General features: G+C 69.6%; 18 protein-coding genes and 1 pseudogene. 8 read left to right on the forward strand and 11 right to left on the reverse strand.

The window, feature by feature from the left end; all coding sequences use genetic code 11:
* The first annotated feature begins 125 nt into the window (after positions 1-125).
* A complete protein-coding gene (gene ygfZ / locus ACW9TB_RS17275) occupies positions 126-1,109 on the forward strand; it encodes a CAF17-like 4Fe-4S cluster assembly/insertion protein YgfZ (protein WP_472749046.1) in 984 nt (327 codons plus the stop codon).
* Positions 1,110-1,248: 139 nt separating this feature from the next.
* Here ygfZ and dtd read toward each other — a convergent pair whose 3' ends face one another.
* Entirely contained in the window at positions 1,249-1,674 is a 426-nt protein-coding gene (gene dtd / locus ACW9TB_RS17280; protein ID WP_344746920.1) for a D-aminoacyl-tRNA deacylase, read from the reverse strand.
* Positions 1,675-1,731: 57 nt separating this feature from the next.
* Between dtd and ACW9TB_RS17285 the strand changes: the two genes are divergently transcribed.
* Positions 1,732-2,682 carry an asparaginase gene (locus ACW9TB_RS17285; protein ID WP_472749047.1) on the forward strand — a complete coding sequence of 317 codons (951 nt, stop codon included), beginning with the start codon at positions 1,732-1,734 and terminating at the stop codon, positions 2,680-2,682.
* A 93-nt stretch (positions 2,683-2,775) separates the two neighbouring features.
* On the opposite strand, the gene ACW9TB_RS17290 is transcribed toward ACW9TB_RS17285, so the two are convergent.
* The gene (locus ACW9TB_RS17290; RefSeq protein WP_472749048.1) at positions 2,776-4,503 is read right to left on the reverse strand and encodes a DUF2207 domain-containing protein; all 1,728 of its coding nucleotides are present in this window, start codon (positions 4,501-4,503) and stop codon (positions 2,776-2,778) included.
* Between the two features lie 311 nt (positions 4,504-4,814).
* Between ACW9TB_RS17290 and ACW9TB_RS17295 the strand changes: the two genes are divergently transcribed.
* The 3 genes from ACW9TB_RS17295 to ACW9TB_RS17305 all read left to right on the forward strand — a co-directional run bounded on the left by ACW9TB_RS17295 (position 4,815) and on the right by ACW9TB_RS17305 (position 7,240).
* Positions 4,815-5,843, forward strand: a complete 1,029-nt coding sequence (locus ACW9TB_RS17295; protein ID WP_472749049.1) for a neutral zinc metallopeptidase — start codon at positions 4,815-4,817, stop codon at positions 5,841-5,843.
* Between the two features lie 262 nt (positions 5,844-6,105).
* Positions 6,106-6,678: an SGNH/GDSL hydrolase family protein gene (locus ACW9TB_RS17300; protein ID WP_472749050.1), complete on the forward strand. Its 573-nt coding sequence runs from the start codon at positions 6,106-6,108 to the stop codon at positions 6,676-6,678.
* A gap of 253 nt (positions 6,679-6,931) precedes the next feature.
* Entirely contained in the window at positions 6,932-7,240 is a 309-nt protein-coding gene (locus ACW9TB_RS17305; RefSeq protein WP_472749051.1) for a hypothetical protein, read from the forward strand.
* Positions 7,241-7,388: 148 nt separating this feature from the next.
* Here ACW9TB_RS17305 and ACW9TB_RS17310 read toward each other — a convergent pair whose 3' ends face one another.
* The 7 genes from ACW9TB_RS17310 to ACW9TB_RS17340 form a co-directional block, all read right to left on the reverse strand.
* Positions 7,389-8,948, reverse strand: a complete 1,560-nt coding sequence (locus tag ACW9TB_RS17310) for a cellulase family glycosylhydrolase (RefSeq protein WP_472749052.1) — start codon at positions 8,946-8,948, stop codon at positions 7,389-7,391.
* Between the two features lie 188 nt (positions 8,949-9,136).
* Complete coding sequence (locus tag ACW9TB_RS17315; RefSeq protein WP_472749053.1) at positions 9,137-11,665, reverse strand: glycoside hydrolase family 9 protein; 2,529 nt, start codon at positions 11,663-11,665, stop codon at positions 9,137-9,139.
* Positions 11,666-11,787: 122 nt separating this feature from the next.
* Positions 11,788-14,739, reverse strand: a complete 2,952-nt coding sequence (locus tag ACW9TB_RS17320; RefSeq protein WP_472749054.1) for a glycoside hydrolase family 48 protein — start codon at positions 14,737-14,739, stop codon at positions 11,788-11,790.
* Positions 14,740-15,055: 316 nt separating this feature from the next.
* Positions 15,056-16,432, reverse strand: coding sequence for an ice-binding family protein (locus ACW9TB_RS17325; RefSeq protein ID WP_472749055.1), 1,377 nt, complete (start codon positions 16,430-16,432; stop codon positions 15,056-15,058).
* A 322-nt stretch (positions 16,433-16,754) separates the two neighbouring features.
* Entirely contained in the window at positions 16,755-17,957 is a 1,203-nt protein-coding gene (locus ACW9TB_RS17330) for an ice-binding family protein (RefSeq protein ID WP_472749056.1), read from the reverse strand.
* 197 nt (positions 17,958-18,154) lie between these two features.
* On the reverse strand, positions 18,155-18,412 hold the full coding sequence (locus tag ACW9TB_RS17335; RefSeq protein WP_472749057.1) for a hypothetical protein: 258 nt from the start codon (positions 18,410-18,412) through the stop codon (positions 18,155-18,157).
* 5 nt (positions 18,413-18,417) lie between these two features.
* On the reverse strand, positions 18,418-18,888 hold the full coding sequence (locus tag ACW9TB_RS17340) for an ATP-binding protein (protein WP_472749058.1): 471 nt from the start codon (positions 18,886-18,888) through the stop codon (positions 18,418-18,420).
* A 220-nt stretch (positions 18,889-19,108) separates the two neighbouring features.
* Here ACW9TB_RS17340 and ACW9TB_RS17345 point away from each other — a divergent pair, with 220 nt between their 5' ends.
* Genes ACW9TB_RS17345 through ACW9TB_RS17355 form a run of 3 tightly spaced genes read left to right on the forward strand, consistent with a single transcriptional unit; the run spans position 19,109 to position 20,385 of the window.
* Entirely contained in the window at positions 19,109-19,942 is an 834-nt protein-coding gene (locus ACW9TB_RS17345) for a helix-turn-helix domain-containing protein (protein ID WP_472749059.1), read from the forward strand.
* Entirely contained in the window at positions 19,933-20,142 is a 210-nt protein-coding gene (locus ACW9TB_RS17350) for a DUF397 domain-containing protein (protein ID WP_472749060.1), read from the forward strand. Before ACW9TB_RS17345 ends, ACW9TB_RS17350 begins: the two co-directional genes overlap by 10 nt.
* Positions 20,143-20,175: 33 nt before the next feature.
* A complete protein-coding gene (locus ACW9TB_RS17355; protein WP_472749061.1) occupies positions 20,176-20,385 on the forward strand; it encodes a DUF397 domain-containing protein in 210 nt (69 codons plus the stop codon).
* A gap of 76 nt (positions 20,386-20,461) precedes the next feature.
* Here ACW9TB_RS17355 and ACW9TB_RS17360 read toward each other — a convergent pair.
* Positions 20,462-20,587, reverse strand: a pseudogene (locus ACW9TB_RS17360) (IS5/IS1182 family transposase); the annotation flags it as partial.
* Positions 20,588-20,612: 25 nt separating this feature from the next.
* Positions 20,613-21,548: an RNA polymerase sigma factor SigJ gene (gene sigJ, locus ACW9TB_RS17365; protein ID WP_472749062.1), complete on the reverse strand. Its 936-nt coding sequence runs from the start codon at positions 21,546-21,548 to the stop codon at positions 20,613-20,615.
* Positions 21,549-21,635 lie beyond the last annotated feature (87 nt).

The raw sequence follows: 21,635 nt of genomic DNA on the forward strand, positions 1-21,635 counted from the left end.
CCGGATCATGTGGCGACCGCCGGGGTGATCCTTTCGTTCCGAGCCGCCTGAACGAACGGGATCCGCCTCGTGAGCGGGACGGAGCCGCTGCCGTTCGCACCGGCGGGGCCTCGTAGGCTGTGGGTATGCGAAGCCCTCTGCTGGACACTCCCGGCGCGGTCGCGGCTGAGACCCCCGACGCCGACGTCGCCGGACACTACGGCGACCCGTTCGCCGAGCAGCGCGCGCTGCTCGCCGGAGAGGCGATGGTCGACCGGAGCAACCGCGAGGTCGTCCGGATCTCCGGTCCCGACCGTCTGAGCTGGCTCAACAGCCTCAGCTCGCAGAAACTCGACGACCTGAAACCCGGTCAGCCCACCGAGACGCTGCTGCTGGACGCCCAGGGCAGGGTGGAGCACCACCTCGTCCTCGTCGACGACGGCGAGGCGGTGTGGGCCCACGTGGAGCCGGGCACCGGCGCGGAGGTGGCCGCGTTCCTCGACAAGATGCGGTTCATGCTGAGGGTCGAGGTCGCCGATGTGACGGACCGTTACGCCGTGGTCTCCGTGGCGGGGGAGGCGCGTCCCGACCTGCCGGAGGGCGCCGTCGCCGTCGGCCGGGACATCCTGCTCCCGCGCGACCTGCTGGCCGGGCGGCTCGGGCTGGGACTCGCCGGGCTCTGGGCGTACGAGGCGCTGCGGATCGAGGGGCACCGTCCCCGGCTGGGCTTCGAGACCGACCACAAGACGATCCCGCACGAGGTGGGCTGGATCGGCTCGGCCCTCCACCTCAACAAGGGCTGCTACAAGGGCCAGGAGACCGTGGCCCGCGTCCACAACCTGGGCCACCCGCCCCGCCGCCTGGTCTTCCTGCACCTGGACGGCAGCGTCGACACCCTGCCCAAGCACGGTACCCCGGTGACCCTCGACGGCGCGGAGATCGGTTTCGTGGGAAGCTCCGCGCGCCACCACGAGCTGGGCCCGATCGCGCTGGCCGTGGTCAAGCGGACCGTGCCGGTGGACGCCACGCTGGAGGCCGGAGGGGTGGCCGCGTCCCAGGAGGTCATCGTGCCGCCGGACGCCGGGCGCAACGTCCAGATCGACCCGAGCCTGCGCCGCCGCATCCGCTGACGGCCGAGGGCGACCGGCTCGCGTCCCGGGCGGACTCCCACATCCTCGGGTGTCGCGTCACGGTCCCCGGCCGCTCCGGCATGCCCGGTTCGCGTACGCGGATGGCTTTGGCCGCTCTGGGTACGGCTCCGGGGACGGGTCAGATGTCCAGGACCAAAGTGATCGGGCCGTCGTTGGTCAGGCCGACTTTCATGTCGGCACCGAACACCCCGGTCTCCACCCGGGCGCCCAGCCCGCGAAGCTCGGCGCAGACCGCCTCCACCAGTGGTTCGGCGACCGGGCCGGGGGCGGCGGCCTGCCAGGTGGGACGGCGGCCCTTGCGGGTGTCGCCGTACAGGGTGAACTGGCTGACCACCAGCAGGGGCGCGCCGATGTCGGAGCAGGATTTCTCGCCGGAGAGGATCCGCAGGCCCCAGAGCTTGGCGGCGAGCCTGGCCGCCTCGGCGCGCGTGTCGGTGTGGGTCACGCCGACCAGGACCAGTAACCCCGGCTCGTCGATCGCCCCGACCGTCACGCCGTCCACCACCACCGACGCGGAACTCACCCGCTGCACGACCGCACGCATGCCCCCATCATCCCGCGCTCCCGGGCATCCCTAGACTTCGGGCGAAAGGAGACAAAGGTGTCTGCTGAGTCATTGTTCGTCGAGGTTGTCCGCTCGGGGTTCGTGGAGTCCACCCATCGGGCGCGGATGCTCGCGGTGGCCGCCGACGGGTCGCTGGTGAGGGTACACGGGGAGGTGGACGCCCTGGTGTCGCCGCGCTCTTCCATGAAGCCTCTGCAGGCGCTCGCCATGGTCCGCGCCGGGCTCCCCCTGGAGGGGGAGCTGCTCGCGCTGGCGTGCGCGAGTCACGCGGGGGAGCCGTTCCACGTGGACGGGGTACGGAGGATCCTGGCCGGGGCCGGTCTGGACGAGAGCGCGCTCGGCTGCACGGAGGACCTGCCGGAGGACGTCGCCTCCCGCGACGCGGTGCTGCGCTCCGGAGGGGACCGTGCCAGGGTCTACATGAACTGCTCGGGCAAGCACGCGGCGATGCTCGCCACCTGCGCGGTGAACGGCTGGCCCGTGGAGACCTACCTCGACCCGGCGCATCCGCTGCAGCGGGCCGTACGCGCCACGATCGAGGAGCTGACCGGTGAGCGCGTCGCCGCCGGTGGGGTGGACGGCTGTGGCGCCCCGCTGGTCTTCGTCTCGATGCTGGGCGTGACCCGGGCGTTCCGCGCCCTCGTCCGGGCCGACCCGGACAGCCCGGAGCGCCGCGTCGCCGACGCCTTCCGCGCGTATCCCGAGTGGACGTCGGGGACCACCCGCCCCGAGGCCCGGCTGATGCGGGCGGTTCCCGGGCTGCTGGTCAAGGCCGGGGCCGAGGCTTTCGACGCCTTCGTCTTCACCGACGGGCGCTCGGGAACCGTCAAGGTCGAGGACGGCGCCCGGCGTGCCCGGGTCCCGGTCACCGTCGAGGCCCTGACCGCCCTCGGCTTCGAGGCCCCCGAGCTCGACGAGCTCGCCACCGGGGTCCTGCTCGGCGGCGGGCGTCCCGTGGGCGAGATCCGCGTACGGCGACCGCTGTAGATCACCGTACGGTGACCTACATGGATCCGCGTGCGGCGGTCATCGGTCCCCGTACGGTCGGCGGTCCCCACGCGGTTTCTACGTACGTGCTTTCTACAGCGAGCGGAACTGGCGGGTGGTGGAGATCGCCCCCGAGGTGGTCATGGTGAAGGTCCGCATCGAGTCGGCGAACCTGGACAGGTCCCACTCGGCCGGGCCGTGATACCAGTACAGGTGGTCGGCCTGCTGGCCGTTGCCGGTGACCGAGGAGACCACGCGGGCCCAGCGGTCGACGCTGTCGAAGATCACGGCGTAGGGCAGGTAGCGGGAGAACAGCTCCACCCGCTGGGCCACCGGCACGTCCGCGCCGATGTCGGCGCCGGACAGATACTCCCTGAAGCCCAGGGTGTGGGCGAGGGCGCCCGCGCCCTTGGCGGTCTTGGCGGGCATGTACTGGCCGCCGACGGCCAGGGCGGCACCGGCGATGATCAGTGCCAGGCCGAGCACCCCGTACGTGGTGAACCAGGCCAGCCCGACGGTCGCGAGGACGCCGAGCCCGGTGAGGATCACGCCGATGGTCGTCCAGCGGGTGCGGACGGTGTCGGGGCGGCGGGCGAACCAGCCCTGCGTGACCACGTCACGGTAGAGCGCCTCGCGGACCTTGCCCAGCTTGGCCCCGAACGATCCCTGGAGCTCCGAGAGCAGCACCGTGTCACGGTTGTCGAAGATGGCGTCGTAGAGCTCCCGCTCGTAGGGCATCAGCGAGGCGACCTGGGCGGCGGGCATCCGTACGAGCCTCCAGTCGGGGGTCTCGTACGTCTGCCGGGGCTGCTCGTCGATCCTGAGGTAGCCCCGGACGGCCAGGTCGACGATCGTGGCGGTCACGTCGATCACGTCGGCCTGCTCGTCCATGAGCGTGCCGATCTGGCCGGGGCGGACGCCGTCCGGCGGGGCGAAGTGGCCGTTCTCGACACCGCTGAGCGAGCCCGACTCGTGGCCGACCACGCGGGCGTCGCGGCCCCGGGTCCAGTAGAGGAGGGCGAGGCCGCCGAGCATCAGGAGCAGCAGGGCGGCCAGCGCTCCGCCGGTGACGGCGTTCAGGGTGAAGGCGTTGGACAGCTCGAAGCGGCGCTCCAGGATCGGCGCGCCCTGGGTGGCGCCGGTGGGGTAGCCGACGACCACGGTGAGCACCTCACCGGCGCCGAGGCCCTGCTGCCCGAACTCGGCGGTGACGCCCGTGTGGTCCATGGAGGCCTCGGTGCAGGCGATCGCCGAGGTGAGGGGACCGGCGAAGCACGACAGGTTCTGCATCGTGGCCGGTCCGCTCACGGTGACCTTGGCCTGCTCGACGGGGACCGACCAGGCGCCCACCGCGTACCAGCGCAGCTCCTGGGCGTCGGCCAGCGGGGTGACGGCGCCCTGGACGTCGTACTCCAGGGTGGCGTTTCCGGCGCCCTTCAGGGTGATGGTCTCGCCGGTCAGCGTGGCGTCGCCCTTGAGGCCGGTGATCCGGTAGAGGCGGTCGCTGCTGTCGTCGTAGCGGGTCCGGTCGACGATGCCGCGCGACGGCGCGTCACCCTCGAAGGCGACCTCCTCCTTGACGTGGAGTACGCCGTCCTGCCGGAGTTCCAGCTGGACCGTCGTGCTCGTCACCTTTCCGGCCTGCGCGACCTGGGTGCCCCCCGTGGCCTGCGCGACCTGGGTCGCGGCCCGGGGGGACTCGGCGCCGGTCGGGCCGCTCGCCAGCGCGGGGGACGCGCCGAGTGTCAGCACGAGGATGGCCGTCGCGGCCAGACCCCCGCCCGCCCGGCGCGCGAGAGCCGCTCCCCTTGAGAGAGCCATCCCGCCTGAGAGAGCCGCTCCTCCTGAGAAACCTGAGAAAGCCGCCCGGCGCGCGAGAGCCGCTCCGCCTGAGAGAGCCGCTCCGCCTGGGAGAACTACTCCGTGCGCGAGGGCCGCCCGGCGTAAGAGGGCCGCTCGGTGCGCGAAAGCCGCTCGGTGCGAGAAAGATGCCGCCATGTGTCGGGAGCTTAGCGAGATCCACCGCCCCGTGATGGCCGACCCGCTATCCATTTTTTCCCACTCATAAACCCATATGTGGATACATCCGCTAGATTGCCGCCCGGAGATCAACTCTTTGGAGAGGCGGTCGCATGCGCCCACGGGGGTCGAACCCGCTGGCCTTCGGTGTGCTCGGTGTGCTCGCCATGGCGTTCGCCGCGGTCGTGGTGATCGCGGGCCTGGCGGGCGAGGAGGAGGCCGAGGTTCCCGCCGGTCCCGGGACCGCCCCGGTGGCGACGAGGAGCGCGGCCCCCCAGCCGACGGGCGACACCGAGATCACCACCCCGGACTTCGTCCCGCCGGAGAAGCTGAACCTCGGCACGCTGGGCGAGACCGAGATCACGCCGGTCGCCGCCGCGCGGAACATGGCCGTCGACCTCCGCTACATGCGGCGCGCGGACACCGCGGCCCGGCTCAAGCGCAACCCGCTGTACGGCACGGGCCTGATGCGTCCCACCTCGTGCCGCGCCCCTCGGCCCTCGACCCAGCCCCGCGACATGCTGTCCTACCTCAACGCGGTCACCGACTGCCTGGAGCGGGCGTGGTCGGCGAAGTTCTCCCAGGCGGGCGCGGTCTTCCTCCCGGCGCGCAAGGTCTACTGGTCCCGTCCGGGGCGCGGGCCCTGCGGCACCTACCCCCACACCAACGCCTCCGCCTACTACTGCCCGTCCAACCGGGGCATGTACATCGGCCTGAGTCACGTGATCGACCAGAGCGGCGACGTCGACCCCGCCAGGAACCACGTGCCCTACCTGACCGTGCTCGCCCACGAGTACGCGCACCACGTGCAGAGCATGGCGGGTATCGGCGGAGCCTGGTGGTGGGAGGTCTCCAGCAAGTCCCGTACCGCCCAGGACGCCCACTCCCGCCGCCACGAGCTTCAGGCGCAGTGCCTCTCCGGGGCCTTCGTCCGCACCGTACGGGTCCCGCTGGGTGTCACCGCGGCCCGCTGGCAGGAGGTCCTGCGGACGGAGTTCGGGCGCGGCGACGACCAGAACGGCAACCCCCGGCGCGACCACGGCAGCGGCGACCACTACGCCGCCTGGCTCCACCAGGGCTGGAAGTACGCCAGGATCGCCTACTGCAACACCTGGTCCGCCAGCCCCTCCGACGTGAGCTGACCCGCCCCGCCTGGCCGGGCCGGGCCCGTGGGGCGGAGTCTCCGCGATCACCGGCGGACATCTGCAATCATGTCGGGAGTCCGACGTTTCCCGAGGTGGTATGCGCGCGCCCGTACGTAGACGACCGTGGGCGTTCACGGCCGCATTTCTTGTGGCGTTTTCCACCCTTATTTCGGGATGTAGCCTCAGCGGTGGCGCGACCACGCCGATGGCCGCCGGTACGACGTCCCCGCCCGGCCGACCGTCACAGGCCCCGCTCGTCATGATCGTCGGTGACAGTTTCACAGTCGGGTCGGGTCCGGTACGGGCATGGGACGGCTACGCGGCCCGGGTCGCGCGGGAGCTGGGCTGGCAGCTGATCACCGCGGGGGCGGCCGGAACGGGCTTCGTCAACCCCGGCAGGGTGGGCCGGACCTTCCAGGACTCCTTCGTCAAGGAGCTCGCCTGGCGCCCCGAGCCCGACATGCTCATCATCTCCGGCGGGCGCAACGACCGCCGGATCGAGGCCGCCAGGATCGAGGACGCGGCCGTCCACCTGCTGGAGCTGGTCAGGCGGCGATGGCCGCACACCAGGATCGTGCTGGTCGGCCCGATCTGGATGACCAAGGCCCCCCGGTGGGCCTACGGCGTGCGGGAGGCCGTCTGGCTCGCCGCCGACCGGCAGGAGGTGCCCTTCCTCGACCCGTTCGAGCCGCTCGGCCCGCACGGCCGAGGCTGGGGGCGCGGAGCGGTCCTGCCCGACGGCGTCCACCCCACCCTCGTCGGCCACGTACGCCTCTCGCGCTGGATGGTCTCCACGCTGCACCGGCACGGCATCGACGCGCGTCCTTCCTGAGGGGCCTACGGCAGGGGGCCGCGACTCCTCGCGGAACATAAAGGACATTTCACCACAAAGTGATCTGTAAGAGTTTAATGACTGCCATAAGCGGACAACAGCAGTGCAAAAGCACTGAAGTGTCGTTTATGGGCAGACATGACAGGAAAGTATGACAAGCGGGGATGGGTCATATCTATCCACCTCTGGAGATTTCCGGCCGATACAGAAATGTCGGAAGTCGGGGTAATTGAACCTTTCGAGGGGAAAAGCAATGCCCAAGTTCAAGAGTGTCATCACAGGACTCGCCTTCAGCGTGGCGCTGACCGGCGGCGTTGTCGGTGTGGGCGCGGCGACCACCGTCGCGAGCGCCTCCGCGAAGACCGCGCTCACCGCCACGGCCTTCCCGACCTGGGGCGGCGGTGGCTGTGGCCGCGGCTGCGGCGGCGGCTGGGGAGGCTGGGGCGGAGGCCGGCACCACCACCGCCAGAACTTCAGGGTCCGTATCAATAACAACAACAACAACTACAACCGTCTGGAGAACAGGAACCGCAGCGGCGGTTTCTGGGGCGACGACGACTGACCCGATCTCCCGAACGCCGGACCACGCCCGCGCTCCGATCCGGGCGCGGTACGGGAAGGCCCCGTGACCGGTGCGAACCGGTCGCGGGGCCGCGGTGGGAGCGCCGGTGACGGCGCTCCCACCGTCCGGCGTACAAAAACAGGTACGGCTAGGAGATGGTCGGGACGGGCGGGGTGCCGGTGCCCGACCAGCTGCCGATGAAGCCGAAGGTGGTGGATCCTCCCGCGGGGATGGCCCCGTTCCAGGCGGCGTTGGTGAAGGTGAAGACCGGGGGAGCCGCGGAGAGGGTGGAGCTCCACGCCTGGCCGACGCTCACCCCGGAGGGGTAGGTGAGGACGGCTCGCCAGGTGGTGACGGCCGAGGTGCAGCGGATGGTGACCTCGCCCTGGAAGCCGCCCTGCCAGGAGTTGGTCGTCCGGTATGTCGGGGTGCAGCCGCTGGGCGGGGTCGCGGTGGTCGTGAAGGTCGTCGCCGCAGAGGCGGTGGAGGTGTTCCCCGCCGCGTCGCGGGCGACGACGGTAACGGTGTAGGCGGTCTGCGGCGTGAGCCCGGTCAGGGTGATGGAGTTGGTCGCCGACGAGCCGAGCCTGGTGGTTCCCCGCAGGACGTCGTAGCCGGTGACCGCGCGGTTGTCGGTGGAGGCGGTCCAGGACAGCCGGGCGCCGGTGGCGGTGACGTCGGCGGCGGCGGGCGTGCCGGGCCTGGTCGGCGCCTGGGTGTCGGGTGTGCCGGTGCCACCGTAGATCGTGGCCTCGACGGAGGTCTGCGCGATGCCGTTCGCCCCGTTGAACAGGCGCTGTCCCCAGGGGGTGAGGCTGGCGACGTTGAAGTTGGTCACCTGGTCGAGATACTCGACGCCGCCGCCGTTGCCGCTCCACGACCAGCCGAGGTAGCCGACGCCCCTCGCCTGCGCCTGGGCCATGATCGTGTCCTCGTCCGGGTTGCCGTCGGAGTGGTCGAAGCCGAACTCGCCGACCACCAGCGGCAGTCCCGAGGTCTGGAACGCCTGGAGGTAGGAGGTGACCTCGGCGGCCGTGTCGAACACCCCGTACATGTGGACGGAGAAGACCGTGTTGCGCTGCGGGTCGGCGGCGGCGACCGTGGCCGCGTTGTCGCGCATGGTGAAGTTCCAGTCCTGGCCCCAGTTGGGCGCGTCCACCATGATCAGATGCTGGAACCCGTTGCTCCGCAGCCGGGTGATCGCGGCCGAGGTGGCCTGGGTCCAGCCCGGGGTGGTCGCGTTGTTGCCGAACGGCTCGTTGCCGACGTTGAGGACGACGTAGTCCTCCTGGCCGACGATCGCGCTCTTGACGCTGATCCAGTAGTCCACGGCCTGGTCGAGGGTGTACGCGCCGCTCTGCTCGCCGTACCCGGTGGTGTCATGATTTTCCAGGACACAGATGAGCTTGTTCTGCTTGCAGAGCGAGACGACGTTCGCCACGTCGGAGGCGCCGTTGGCGGCCCACCGGCCGCCGCTGAGCACCACCCGGACGGTGTTCGCGCCGAGCGACTTGATGTTCGCGAACGAGCTGGTCTGGGTCGGGTACCAGGTGTGCGCGTGGCTGGTGCCCCGCATGACGAACGGGGTGCCGTTCGCCTCAAGGATCCGCGTACCGCTCACGCGGAGGCCGACGGCGGCGTGGGCGGGCGGCACGGAGACGAGGAACGGGAGAAGGAGCGCCAGGAGCAGCGCCAGTCTGGTTCGCATGACCTACCTCGGTTCGGGGGGGTGCCCGGCCGGGCGGAGGGGTCGTCGCGCCCGGCCGGGGTGGTGAGGCGCCCGGCAGGAGGACCGGGCGCCCGAACAGGGGGCGGGGTGCCGGTCCCTGGTGGCGCGCGCCACCAGGGAGTCAGCCGATGGCGCGCGCGACCAAAGGATCACGCGTCACCAGGAGATCAGCCGGTGGTGCAGTTCACCGGGGTGGGGACGCCGTTGGCGCCGTTCTGGCTCGCGGTGAACCCGAAGGACGTCGAGGCGTTCGGGGCGAGGGCGCCGTTCCAGGCCACGTTCCTGACCGACACGTCCGCTCCCGTCTGGGTGTGCGTGCCGCTCCAGAGCTGGCTGATCGTCTGGCCGTTGGGGAACCTCCAGGTCACCGTCCAGCCGGTGATCGCCGAGGTGCCCGCGTTCGTGACGGTGACGTTCCCCTGGAAGGCGCCCTGCCAGCTGTTGCCGACCGTGTACGTGGCCGTGCAGCCGCCCGCCGGGGCCGTCGTCGTGGTGAACGCGGTGCTCTCCGACGCGGTGGAGGAGTTGCCCGCCGCGTCCCTGGCCACCACGGACACGGTGTACGCCGTCGCCGGGGTCAGCCCGGTGAGGGTGTACGAGGTACCCGTGGCGGTGGCGACCTTTGTCGTCCCCCGGTAGACGTCGTAGCCGCTGACGCCCACGTTGTCGGTCGAGGCCGTCCAGGTCAGGGTGGCACCGCTCCCGGTGATCGCGGAGACGGCGGGCTTGCCCGGCCGGGACGGCGCCACGGTGTCGTCCCCCGGCTCCTCGGGCTCGTCGCCGGGCGGGTTGCCCCAGATCTTCGTCGTCCCCGCGTAGAGCGTCATGTTCTGCACCCGCACCGGGGTCGCTCCCGGCGTGGTGGCGACGCCGGTGTACGACCAGTCGTTGGACGGGTCCCACGTCCCGGTGCTCGCCAGGCGGAACTGCACCTCGCGCCGGTGCTGCGACTGCCCCGCCGGGGCGATGGAGGTGTTCGAGCAGTCGATGGTGACGTAGTAGGTCTTCCCGGACAGCAGGGTCGGCCCGGTCGGCGCCTTGCACTGGTTGTAGGCGGACGTCACGGAGACCTGGCTCGCGGTCGTGGTGCCGTCGAGGGTGAAGTAGTAGCGGAACGAGCCGTTGGCGAGCGGGCGCGCGGGCCAGGCCGACTGGTTCCGCACGATGGCCTTGATCTCGGTGAACGTCGAGCCCGAGGCGTTCACCCCGGCCTCCAGGAAGATCTCCGGGCCGTCGGGGGTCTCGGCGGCGGGGAAGTTCGCGGCCGGGGCGCCGCCGTACTCGCGGTAGAGGCGGGCGAGGGCGCTGGTGAAGCCCGCGTTGTAGTCGGTGGCGACCTCGTTCATCACGTAGTCGTCGCGCCGGTCGGTGTAGGCGTCGTTGGGGTCGGGCGGGCCGCCGACGAGGGCGCCGTACAGGGTGTGGCGGGTCTCGACCGGGTTGGTCATCTGGTCGGTCCACGAGCCGTGCGCGGTGCGGTGGTGCGGGTTCTTCGGCGGGTTCGCGCCGAAGCCGATCATGTACGAGGAGTTGCGCGGGTTGTCGCCGAGCGCGTAGTTGATCTGCCTGACCGCGAAGTCGTGGTATCTCGTCTTCCGCGTCGCGTCGGCGATCGTGTCGGCGTGGACCAGCGCGACGAACGAGGTGTTGGCCGCGTAGCGCAGCGATCCCCACCGGTCGAGCACGGCCTGGCCGCCGGGGGAGTGGGCGACCCGCTGCCCGTTGACCCCGACCGTCCAGAAGTCGAGCCAGCGGTTGGCGTCGTCGAGGTACTTCTGCTTGCCGGTGAGCTTGTTCAGCAGCACGTAGGCGCCGTAGGACTTGTCGTCCCAGGCGATCGTCCACTTGTAGGACTTGACGGCCGACTGCGGCTCGGTGCCGAGGTTGTCGTAGTACGACTCCGCCTTGGCCAGGTAGGAGGTGTCCTGGGTGGCCCGGTGCAGCCAGATCGCGCCCCAGACCAGCTCGTCGTTGTAGCCGCTCCACGACTGGTAGTAGCCCGCCGCGTCGGTGATGCAGTCGCTGTACTTCTTCCGCACGGTGTCGGCGAAGGTGTAGAGCTGCTTCGCGTGCGTCACCAGCGTGTCGGCATAAGTCGGATTTGTCGGGCGGAAGACGATCGACGAGGCCGCCATCGCCGCCGCCGTCTCCCCGGCCAGGTCCGACCCTCCACACGAGGCGTCGATCTTGTACGCGGGCCGCTCCATCTGCATCGCCTCGGCCGGGCCCCACCAGGCGTGGTCCCTGCCGCCGTTGCCGACCTGCCCGTACAGCACGTTCGCCGACGGGTGGGCCTTGATGAAGTAGTCGTTGACGAACTTGAGGTTGTTCAGCAGGTGGGTGAGCTGCCCGGAGGAGGCGTACGCGTCGCGGTACTCCACCGCGCCCCAGGCCAGCATCGTCGCGCTCGCCGCCATCGGCAGGCCGAACTTGACGTGGTCGCCCGCGTCGTACCAGCCGCCGGTCAGGTCGAGCCCGGCGTCCTGGCCGTCGCCGAGCGCGGAGGGGCCGCGCCAGCCGACGCGGTTCCAGCTCGGCAGCGTCCCCGACTGCTGGGCCTCGTAGAACCAGAGGGACTTCTGCAGGGCCTCGCCGTACGCGAAGGCGGCCGCCTCGGCCTGGGCGCCGGTGGCGGGCACCGTCACCGGCACGGCCGCCATCGCCAGCAGCGCGAGCGCCGCGAGGGTTCTTCTCATGGGGGGTACGCCTCTCGGAGGTGGTGCTCGGGGCGTGACGGCAGGTCAGGGGTGCCGTCACGCCCCGAGGTCTCAGGGGGTCGGGACCCGGCCCATGAGAGGGCCGGGTCCAAGAAGGGGAATCAGGGGAAGAGGCGGCCGTACTCGGCGAGGGCGACGGCGACGTCCACCTGTGCCCAGAACCGGTGGTAGTTGAAGGACGGCGCGGGGCCGGTGCCCTTCAGGTAGGCGTCCACCTTCGGCCAGTCCGGGTCGTTCTTGTAGAAGGACCGGATGGACATGAAGGTCGAGCTGGAGTTGATCGTGTCGCCGTTGGGCATCTTGCCGGTCCAGCCCGGGGGCACGTAGACCGGGTCGTTGAGGCGCCGGTAGTCGGCCTTGGTCTCGGTGACCGACACGCCCCTCGCGTCCTGGTTGTTGCGCCACATGCCGTCGAGCAGGCCCTTGGCGACGGTCCTGGCCGTGGTGTTGCCGGACTTGGCCGCGTAGTAGGTCAGCACCTTGGCGTACGAGCCCGCCACGCCCACGTCGGTCGTGTAGTCCCTGATGCTCACGTGCAGGCCGGAGTTGGTGCCCGGGTTGGTGGGGTTCCAGGTGTCGGGCTGGCCGGTCCACACCAGCGTCGAGGGGATCTGGTAGGTCCCGTCGGCGTTGATCGTGGTGTTGTCGGTGGCCCACTTGACCCACTTGTCCAGCACGAGCTTGGCGTCGGCGTTGCCGGTCGCGTAGTACAGCTCCGCGACCCGCTCCATCGACCACGCCTGGAAGCCGAACCACTGGTTGGACGGCGGGTCGTGGTAGACCGGCTGCCAGTCGTACGCCATCCCGTAGAAGGTGGGCAGCGTCGACGGCGGGGCCGCGTAGTGGCCCTGCCAGCTGTTGGTGGCGCCGCCCGCGATCGCGCCCTCGGTCGACTGGAGCCAGCGGTAGAACTCCATCTGCCGCTTGGTGCTGGTGGTCCAGTCCTGCACGGCGGTCGCGCCCTTGGGCTTGAGCACGTCCACGCTGGACAGCGCCCACGCGGCCATCGGGTTCTGGTAGCCGGAGTGGTTGTGGCTGGAGCCGATCCGCCAGGCCCACCCTGCGGAGCTGTCGTTGGCGCCGCCCCACGCGTAGTACCAGCTCAGCAGGTACGCCGAGCTGTCCTTGCCGGTCCCGGCCGCACACGAGGTGCTGGTGCAGCCCTGCTTCTTGAAGTACTTGTCGTACATCGCGTAGCGCAGGTAGTCGCCCATCTTCGCGGCCTTGGCGACCGTGGCCGAGACCTGCGCGGCCTTGCCCTGCTCGGTGGCCCAGGTGTGCGCCCAGTAGGCGACCTGGACGGCGCGGGCGTCGGCGTCGGGGGCGTTGGTGTACTTCCACTGCTTGGCGTAGGAGCTGTCGCCGGTGAACAGGTCGAGGAACCCGTTCGGGCCGCCGTGCTTGAAGGTGTCGCAGGACGGCTGCGGGATCGTCTCGAAGACCGACTCCTCCGGGCCGCGCTGGTAGGTGTTGATGTACGCGGGCTTGGTGGTCCCGTCACCGCAGCGGCCGAAGCCGTAGGTGTTGTCCACGTCCAGCAGCCAGTGCATGCCGTAGACGTCGCTGGTGCCGTACGCCGTCTTCAGCTCGTTCGCGATCGGGTCGGTGCCGACGCTCACGCCGCTGTCCAGCCTGGACGGGTACTGCTTGATGTCGTCCCACTCACCGGCGTACGTGGCGGGCTTGGCCGGGTTGTAGAAGGAGTTGGTCGGCTGGTCGGCGGTGGCCGGGATGATGTACCTCTCCATCGACGCCCAGGCGTCGTTGAACCGGGTCCAGTCGCCGGTCACCTTGCCGTACGCCGCCTCCAGCCACAGGTAGTAGCTGTAGGCCTCGGAGGTGGTCTCGTGCCCGTGGTCCGGCGCCTCGACCATGAAGGTCTCGACGGAGTGGTAGGGCACGCCCTGCGGCGAGAAGTAGCCGTTCGCCGGGTCCTTGATCTTGTTGTACATCGTGGTGAAGCGCTGGATGTACTCGTTGTTCCCGCCGCCCGAGTCGTTGTCCACCTCGGTCGCGGTCGCCCTGGCCGAGGTGTGGCCGGTGGCGCTGGAGGTGAACTCGGCGCTGCCGGAGGTCTGGTCGGTGTCCTCGGCCGCCGCGACCCGTACGGTCTGGGTCGTGTTCCAGTTGGCGGTGGTGAAGGTCAGCGACGCGCCGGAGGCGACCGTCAGGTCGGTGTCGCCGCTCGTCCTCGCGGTCGCCACGGTGACGTTCGCGGACGGGGCCCGGGAGAGCCTGACCGCGAGGTTGGCCGAGCCGCCCTCGGGGACGGCGACCGTGGACGGGGTGACGACCACGGCGGGGGCCGAGTCGGCGGTGACGGTGATCCCCACCGGGGTGGAGGTGGTGGCCGCGCCCTTGTCGTCGGTCGCCCTCGTGGTGAGGGAGTAGCTCCCGGCGGCGACGTTCGTCCAGCTGTAGGCGTACGGCGCGGTGGTGTCGGTGCCCAGCAGCGTGCTGCCGTTGAAGAAGTCGACCTTGGAGACGGTGCCGTCGCTGTCGGCCGCGTTCGCGGCGATCGCCACCGTCGCGGGCGCGGCGAAGGTGGCCCCGGCCGCCGGGCTGGTGATGCTCACCGTGGGCGGCTGGTTGACGGGGGCGGTCCCCCCGCAGGTGGTGCCGTTGATCGTGAAGGCGGTCGGCTTGGGGTTGGAGCCCGACCACGTGCCGTTGAAGCCGATGCTGGTCGAGGCGCCGGTGGCCAGGTTGCCGTTCCAGGCGAGGTTCTGGGCGGTGACGTTCTGGCCGCTCTGCGCCCAGGTGGCGCTCCAGCCCTGGCTGAGCCGCTGGGTGGTCGTCGGGAAGGCGAACCCGAGGGTCCAGCCGGTCAGCGGATCGCCCAGGTTCTTCACGGACACGCTGGCGGTGAAGCCGCCCTGCCAGTCGTTGCTGGTGTACGTCACCTCACAGGCGACGGCCGCGAGGGCGGGGGAGGCTGCCAGTGCGGTGGTCGTCCCGGCCGTCAGGCCGAGCAGCGCCAGCGCGGCGACCCGTCTGCGGCAGCGTCTCCAGAGCTGTGGGAGCGCTCCCGCTTTGATGGGGAACAGATGCATAAATGGGCCTCCGTGAGTGGGGATCGATGCGAACTCGCTGGTGGTGGCACCGCATCGGATCAAGCAGGGGAGAGAGGGGGTGGGAGCGCTCCCATAAGGGATTCTGGAGACGGTGAACGGGATGTCAATGGCATGTGCCTCCGGTTACGCCGATGTTTCGCGGCCCACGCCGCCAGGCTGCTGCGATCCGGGCGGCCTTTTTCGCGGGCCGTGAAAGTTTCAGGGCGTCCGGCCTTCCCGGCCGAATGCTTGCTTGTGACCGCGAAGGAGCCCCCGGAGACTGCGGAGTCTCCAGGGGCACCAGGGGTTTCCGGCTTCAGCGCGAGTGGCGGTGGTTCCTGGGCCGCTGCTGGTGGTGGTGGCGGCCTCGGTCACGGTTCTTCCCCTTGAACGCCTTTCTCCTGGGCGGCCACGTCAGTGTGCTCCGGTTGCTCTTCGGTTTGCTACCGGCCTTGTCGCCGGCGTTGTCACCGGCGGCGGCGTCGCTCGCGGGGGCCGGGCCTCCCGGTGGTGCCGGGCAGACCCCCTCGGGGCCGACGGCCACGGTCAGCACCTGCGAGGCGCTGGGATCGAGCCGGTTCGTGCCCTCGAAGGCCGCGACGAACTCGTGGGTTCGTGACGGGACGTCGGAGACGATCAGTTTCGCGTGACCGGCGGCGTCCGTCTCGAAGTGGTCCTGACGCACCCCGTTGGCGAAGAACTCGACCGGCCCGGTCGGGGGGACCGAGGACCCCGGAGCCGTGACGGTCGCGACGAGGCTGAGCTGACCCGGCGCCTCCGGGTCGCAGAACGCGGCCAGTTTGGTGGCGGTCCTCCGCTGCGGCATGACCGTGCAGGTGGATCGCGTGACGGTGGTGGTGTCCAGGTTGACGGTGCCCTCGCGGGCCAGCAGGCGGCCGTTCACGGTCGTGCCGCTGGCCGAGGTGATCGAGGTCAGCGCGAGGACGCTCCCGACGAAGCTGGAGCCCGCTCCCAGGGTGGCCGAGCCGCCGACCTGCCAGAAGACGTTGCACGCCTGGGCGCCGTTGACGAGCCTCACCGTGCTCGCGGGAGCGGTGACCAGGCTGGAGGCCCTGAACACGAAGACGGCGTTCGGGTTCCCCCGCCCGTCGAGGGTCAGCTCTCCGGTGATCTGGAAGCCGCCCGAGATGGAGTTGTAGGCGCCCGGTGTCACGGTGGTCCCGCCGAGGTACGCCGGGAGGGAGGCGGTGCCGGGCTGCCTCACGGCGTTGTCGTAGGCGGTGGCCAGGTCGATCTGGGCCTGCGAGGCGACGGCCTCGGCCGTGTAGATGGCACCGGCCACGACGCCGGGCGGGAAGCCGGTGGCCGCGGAGCCCGGGCTCACCCCCAGCTCGCCGGTGACGACGGCGGAGCCGGTGCCGGAGACCGTCGTACCCGCCAGCACCGCGAAGTTCGCGGCCGTGCCGAGCGGCACCGGCGACGGCGTCGCCGCACTCGCGCCGTACGGGGTCCCCGCACCCGCGCCGTGCGATGTCACCGCGCTCGCGCCGTGCGGTGACGCGGCGCTCGTGCCGTACGAGGTCGCCGTGGTCGTGCCGTACGGGGTCGCGGCGCTCGCGTTGTGCGGGGTCGCGGCGACGCAGCCCAGCGCGACCGCGACGGTCAGGACCCCCGCCAGCCGGGAACGGACGGTATTTCGCGGGACGATATGGGAGTGACCAATGCCTGTCACGGTTTTATCCTTTTCTTTTGGTATTTCGCCGTCCAGGCGCATTGCCGATGATGCGCGTTTTCTCGACCTTACTGACCGTCGGCGTCACAGGCGTTGTACGACATGCGAGTTGTTTTATCGCGTTCCTGCGGGCGGATACCGTATAAATACGCTTATATGGATATCTAATGGGATGCCGCAGGTCGGTGGCGTCCGTTCCCACCACGAGAGGGCGTGCCGCCGGGCGGCACGCCCTCGATGGTCCCGGGGTACGGGAAGGCCGGACGCGTACGGAGCGAGGGGACGGCGCACGATTCACCGGGTGAATTCCCGGTGCGGGGCATTAGCGCGGGCGGCAGCACCTGACCCGCGAGTGGTGATGGTTACGGTGGTGCCTGCGGTCTTTTAGCCTGATCACATCGTCGCTGCGCTGTTTGTTGCTGATGCTTTGACGATCCTTGTTCCTCCGGTTCACCTCCTGTGCCGGGGTCACCGGGCAGAGGCCGTTCTGGCCGACGACCAGGGGCAGTGGCGTCGAGGCGCTGGGATTCAGATTCGCGTTGCCGGGGAAGGTGGCCACGAGCGCGTGGGTTCCCGGTGAGAGGCCGGTCACGGCCAGGGTCGCGCTGCCGTTCGCGGCGATCGGGGCCGTGCCCAGGCTCATTCCGTCGGAGAAGAACTCGACCGATCCCGTGGGTGGGGTCGGTCCGAAGGCCGTGACGGTCGCGGTGAGGGTGAGCTGGCCCGGCACCCCCGGTGTGCACGTCGCGGTCAGCGTGGTGCTGGTCTCCCTTGGCGGCACGACCGCGCAGTTGGCCGTCGTGACGAGGTTGGTGTCCAGGGTGACGGCGCCGTTGCGGGCCAGCAGGCGGCCGTTGACGTTCACGCCGGTGGTCGCGGTGATCGAGGTCAGCGCGAGGATGTTCCCGGCGAAGCTGGATCCGGTCCCCAGGGTGGCCGAGCTGCCGACCTGCCAGAAGACGTTGCACGCCTGGGCGCCGTTGATGAGGTTCACCGTGCTGGCGGACGCGGTGATCAGGGTGGAGGCCGTCTTGAAGATGAAGACGGCGTTCGGGTCGCCCTGACCGTCGAGCGTCAGCTGTCCGGTGATTCCGAAGGTGCCCGCGGCGGAGTCGTAGACACCCGGTGTCCGGGTGGTCCCGCCCAGCTCCGTCGGGATCGTCGCGGTGACGGGCTGCCCCGCCGCGTTGTTGTAGGCGCCGGTCAGGTCGACCTGGGCCTGCGCGGCGGTGGCGTCGGCCGCGTGGATGGTACCGACCACGACGCCGGGCGGGAAGCCGGTGACCGCCGACCCGGGGCTCACCCCGAGATCCCCGGTGATCACGCTGGGACCGGTGTTGGTGACCGTCGTTCCCGCCAGGACCGCGAAGTTCGCGGCCGTGTTGAGCGGTGGTGCCGTCGCCGCGCTCGCGCCGTGCGGGGTCGCGACGACGCAGCCCAGCGCGATCGCGACGGTCAGGGCCCTCGCCAGCCAGGAACGAACGGTATTTCGCGGAACGATACGCGAGTGACCAATTCTTGTCACAGTGCTTTCCTTTTCTTTTAGTATTTCTCCGTTCAGGCGCATTGCCGATGATGCGCCATTTTTTGCTGACCCTACTGATCGGCGGTGTCGTACTCGTCATACGACATGCGGGATGTTTTATTGCGTAGTTATCGAGGTGTATGTAAGAGATGGTGTTTTTGTGTGGATTGTCGGCGTGCCCCGGTTCCGCTCGCCTGTCACCGGGGGGCGGGGGGTTTCCCGGCCCGTCGAGGAGGGTCGCGGTGTTCGGCGGCGTGCTGACGCTGGAGCCGGGCTATCGCGGCGTCCACGAGCCTGCCCATCTCCCTCAGGTCGCGGGCCTGCCGCGCCCGTTCCGCGGCCTCCCAGCTCTCGATGGCCGCCTGGATGCTGGGGAAGTCTCCGGCCGTGATGCTGACGTCCCGTCCGTTGACCATTCGCGTCGCCATGTCGCCGACGATGTACCAGCCGTCCATCGCGGTTATCCCGGCTGGGCGGTGGGCAGGACGGGCGCGGTCGTGGGCGGCTCGTCGGCGTTCGGCGGGGTGACGGGAATCGCGCACCACACCGTCCGGCCACCGGCCCCGAAATCGCGGACTCCCCATTTTCCGGCCGAGATCTCGTCAACGATGAACAACCCCCGGCCGCTCTCCGCGTCCAGGGAGGCGCATTCTTTGATGTGCGGCTTTCTGGACGCGGAACCGGGGTCGGTCACCTCGATGAACACGAAGTCGTCGACCGCCTTCAGGACGACCATCATCAGATCCCCCACGGGGCCCGATTCGGAATGTTCGACGGCGTTCGTCGTGATCTCGGAGACGGCCAGCCGCACCTGCTCGTAGGCCGGATGGTTCACACCGAGGAGATCGCGAACCATCTCGCGGGCCTGGGAAACCGATTCGGGTCTTCTCCGTAGGACGATCTCGCCTAGTTTTCTGGGTTTTTGCGGCATGGTGTCCCTTCGTGCAATTCGTGCTGCTGCTTCCCTGCCCTATTGACCGAGGTCTCGACGTCTGTCTGACTAGGTGCCTCCACAGTCCCAAACGGCACATGAGGTTGGCAGCACAATGGGGTTCACATAAATTCACAACCGCCTGGAATGGGTGCGCCGGGGCACGAAGACGGAGAGTATTGATGCCAAGACGCCACGAGGTGACGAAAGGTAGGCCGCGATGACCGAGATTCTCCCCCCCGACCTGACGGTGACTCCTCGCCACTATTTCGGGCAGGAGGTTCGCAGGCTTCGCGCGGCGGCGGGGTTGAGCCAGAGACAGCTGGCGCAGCAGGTCCCCGTCTCCATCAGCCACCTCAGCATGATCGAGACAGGCTCCCGACCGGCGAGTTACCACACGGCCACGAAACTCGACGCCGCCCTGGGCTCAGGGACGGCCCTGTTCGACCTGTTCGACGCCCTGGAGAAGGCCAACTCCCCGGTTCCCCGCTGGTTCCGCCCGTGGGTGGAAATCGAGCGAGAAGCGGAGGAGCTCCACATCTGGGCGCTGAGCGTCTTCCCCGGCCTGCTTCAGACGGAGGACTACGCGCGTGCCCTGCACACGCGAGAGGTCGGCGTGGATCACGACCAGATAGACGGGCTTGTCGACGCCCGGATGCACCGGAAGACCATCCTCGACCGCAGCAGGCCCCCGACGCTCTGGGCCGTGATCGACGAGGCGGTTTTGCACCGGCCCGTGGGTAGCCGGGAAATCATGTTCGCCCAGTTCAACCACCTGCTGGAGATGGGCGAGCGGTTCAACGTTTCACTTCAGATTCTCCCCTACAGCGCTTACAGTGTTGTTGGGGTGCTCGGTGCGTTCACCGTCGTCACACTGCCTCGCGGTGCCTCTCCCATGGCGTACGTCGAATCCCAGCCAGCGGGCGACTGGATAACCGAGCGTCCGGCCGAGGTCAAAGGACTAACATTCAGGCACAGTGTGATTCGCGCGGACGCGTTGTCCCGTCGCGAGTCACTGAAGATGATCAAGGAGAAGGCCGAGCAATGGAAATGACCAACGAACTCGCCAGCGCCACATGGCGTAAGTCCTCACTGTCCGGTGGAAATGGCGGCGATTGCGTTGAGGTCGCCAATCTGTCCGGGGGCCGCACGGCGGTCAGGGACAGTAAGGACCCGTCCGGTCCGGCGTTGGTCTTCACCCGTGGCGAATGGGCGGCCTTCGTTGGCGGCGTAAGGCACGGCGAGTTCGACTAACTCCCTATACCTGACCAAGGAAAGGGCCCAGCGATGGACAAGAGCGACGAGCTTGCCAATGCCAAATGGCGTAAATCCTCGCTTTCCGGTAGCAATGGCGGCAATTGTGTTGAAGTCGCCGGTTTGTCCGGGGGCCGCATTGCGGTCAGGGACAGCAAGGACCCGTCCGGTCCGGCGCTGGTCTTCGCCCGGGGCGAGTGGGCGGCCTTCGTCGGTGGCGTGAGAAACGGTGCGTTCGACTAACCCCGACGGCCAAAACCCAAGCCCCCTCCACCTTGTGATTCGAGAGGGCTCAGAGCGGTCGCCGGTAGGCGGACGGTTACCGGAGTCGGCGTGATGCGAGCCGGGCGTCCCAGCGGTGGCGGGGTCTTGCTCGGCGGATGAGCGCGCGGACGGTGACGAACGCGGCGGCCAGGTAGTCGACAACCTGGCCGTCGCGTTCGAAGCGGCCGATGGTGCGGAGGCGCGTGTCAGCCCGTCGTCCAAGGCCGGAGCTTGTCGGGGTTGAGTACTGCCCAGATACGCCTGATGTGGTCGCCCGCGACGTCGAACGCCAGCACCGACACGGTGACACCGTCCAGCTGGGCCACCAGACCAGGCTGACCGTTGACCGTACACTCCAGGATCGTCATGTTGGGTACGGTGCCGGTCCGATCGGCGAAGAAGCGCGCGACCTGCTCGGCGCCTTCGACCGGGTGGGGCGCGGCTGTGACGAGTCCACCACCGTCGCCGGTCGCCGTGGCGTCGGGGTCGAGGAGGCCGACGAGGGCGTCGATGTCCTTGGCCTCCCACGCCTGCTTGAAGGCTCTGACGACGTCGGCGCGTTGGGCCGCCGGGGTCGCGGAGTCCTGCGAGGCGCGGATGCGGCGGCGGGCCGAGGTGGCCAGCTGGCGGCAGGCCGCAGGCGTGCGGCCGACGATCTCGGCTACCTCGGTGAAGGGATAGCGGAAGACGTCGTGCAGGATGAACGCGACGCGCTCGGCCGGGGTCATCGCGTCGAGCACGACGAGGAAGGCCATGTTGACCGACTCGTCCAGGGTGACCCGGTCGGCCGGGTCGGCCGTGACGCCACCCGGCCGCCCGCTGATCCACTCGGTACGGTCGGGCAGGGGCTCGGGGATCCACGCGCCTATGTAGCGTTCCCGTCGGGCACGGGCCGAGCCGAGCAGGTCGAGGCAGACGCGGCTGGCGACGGTCGTCAGCCAGGCACCGGGGGATTCGACGGCCTCCTGTTGCCGCCGGGACATGGCGTACCAGCGGGCGTAGGTCTCCTGCACGACGTCCTCGGCGTCGGCCAGGGAACCGAGGAGCCGGTAGGAGAGATTGATCAGCTGACGCCGCTTGCTCATGATCGCGCTCAGGCCCGGATCGGGCCGGTCGCGTCCCGGCCCGGATGGGTTGGTCACGGTGTCGCCAGCTCCCTTGGTCGCATCTGCCCTCACCCGGTTCGACGAGACATCGCACCGAACTGTGAGGTTGGCGCGTCGCCTCAC

It is taken from the genome of Streptosporangium sp. H13245 (assembly GCF_055690525.1).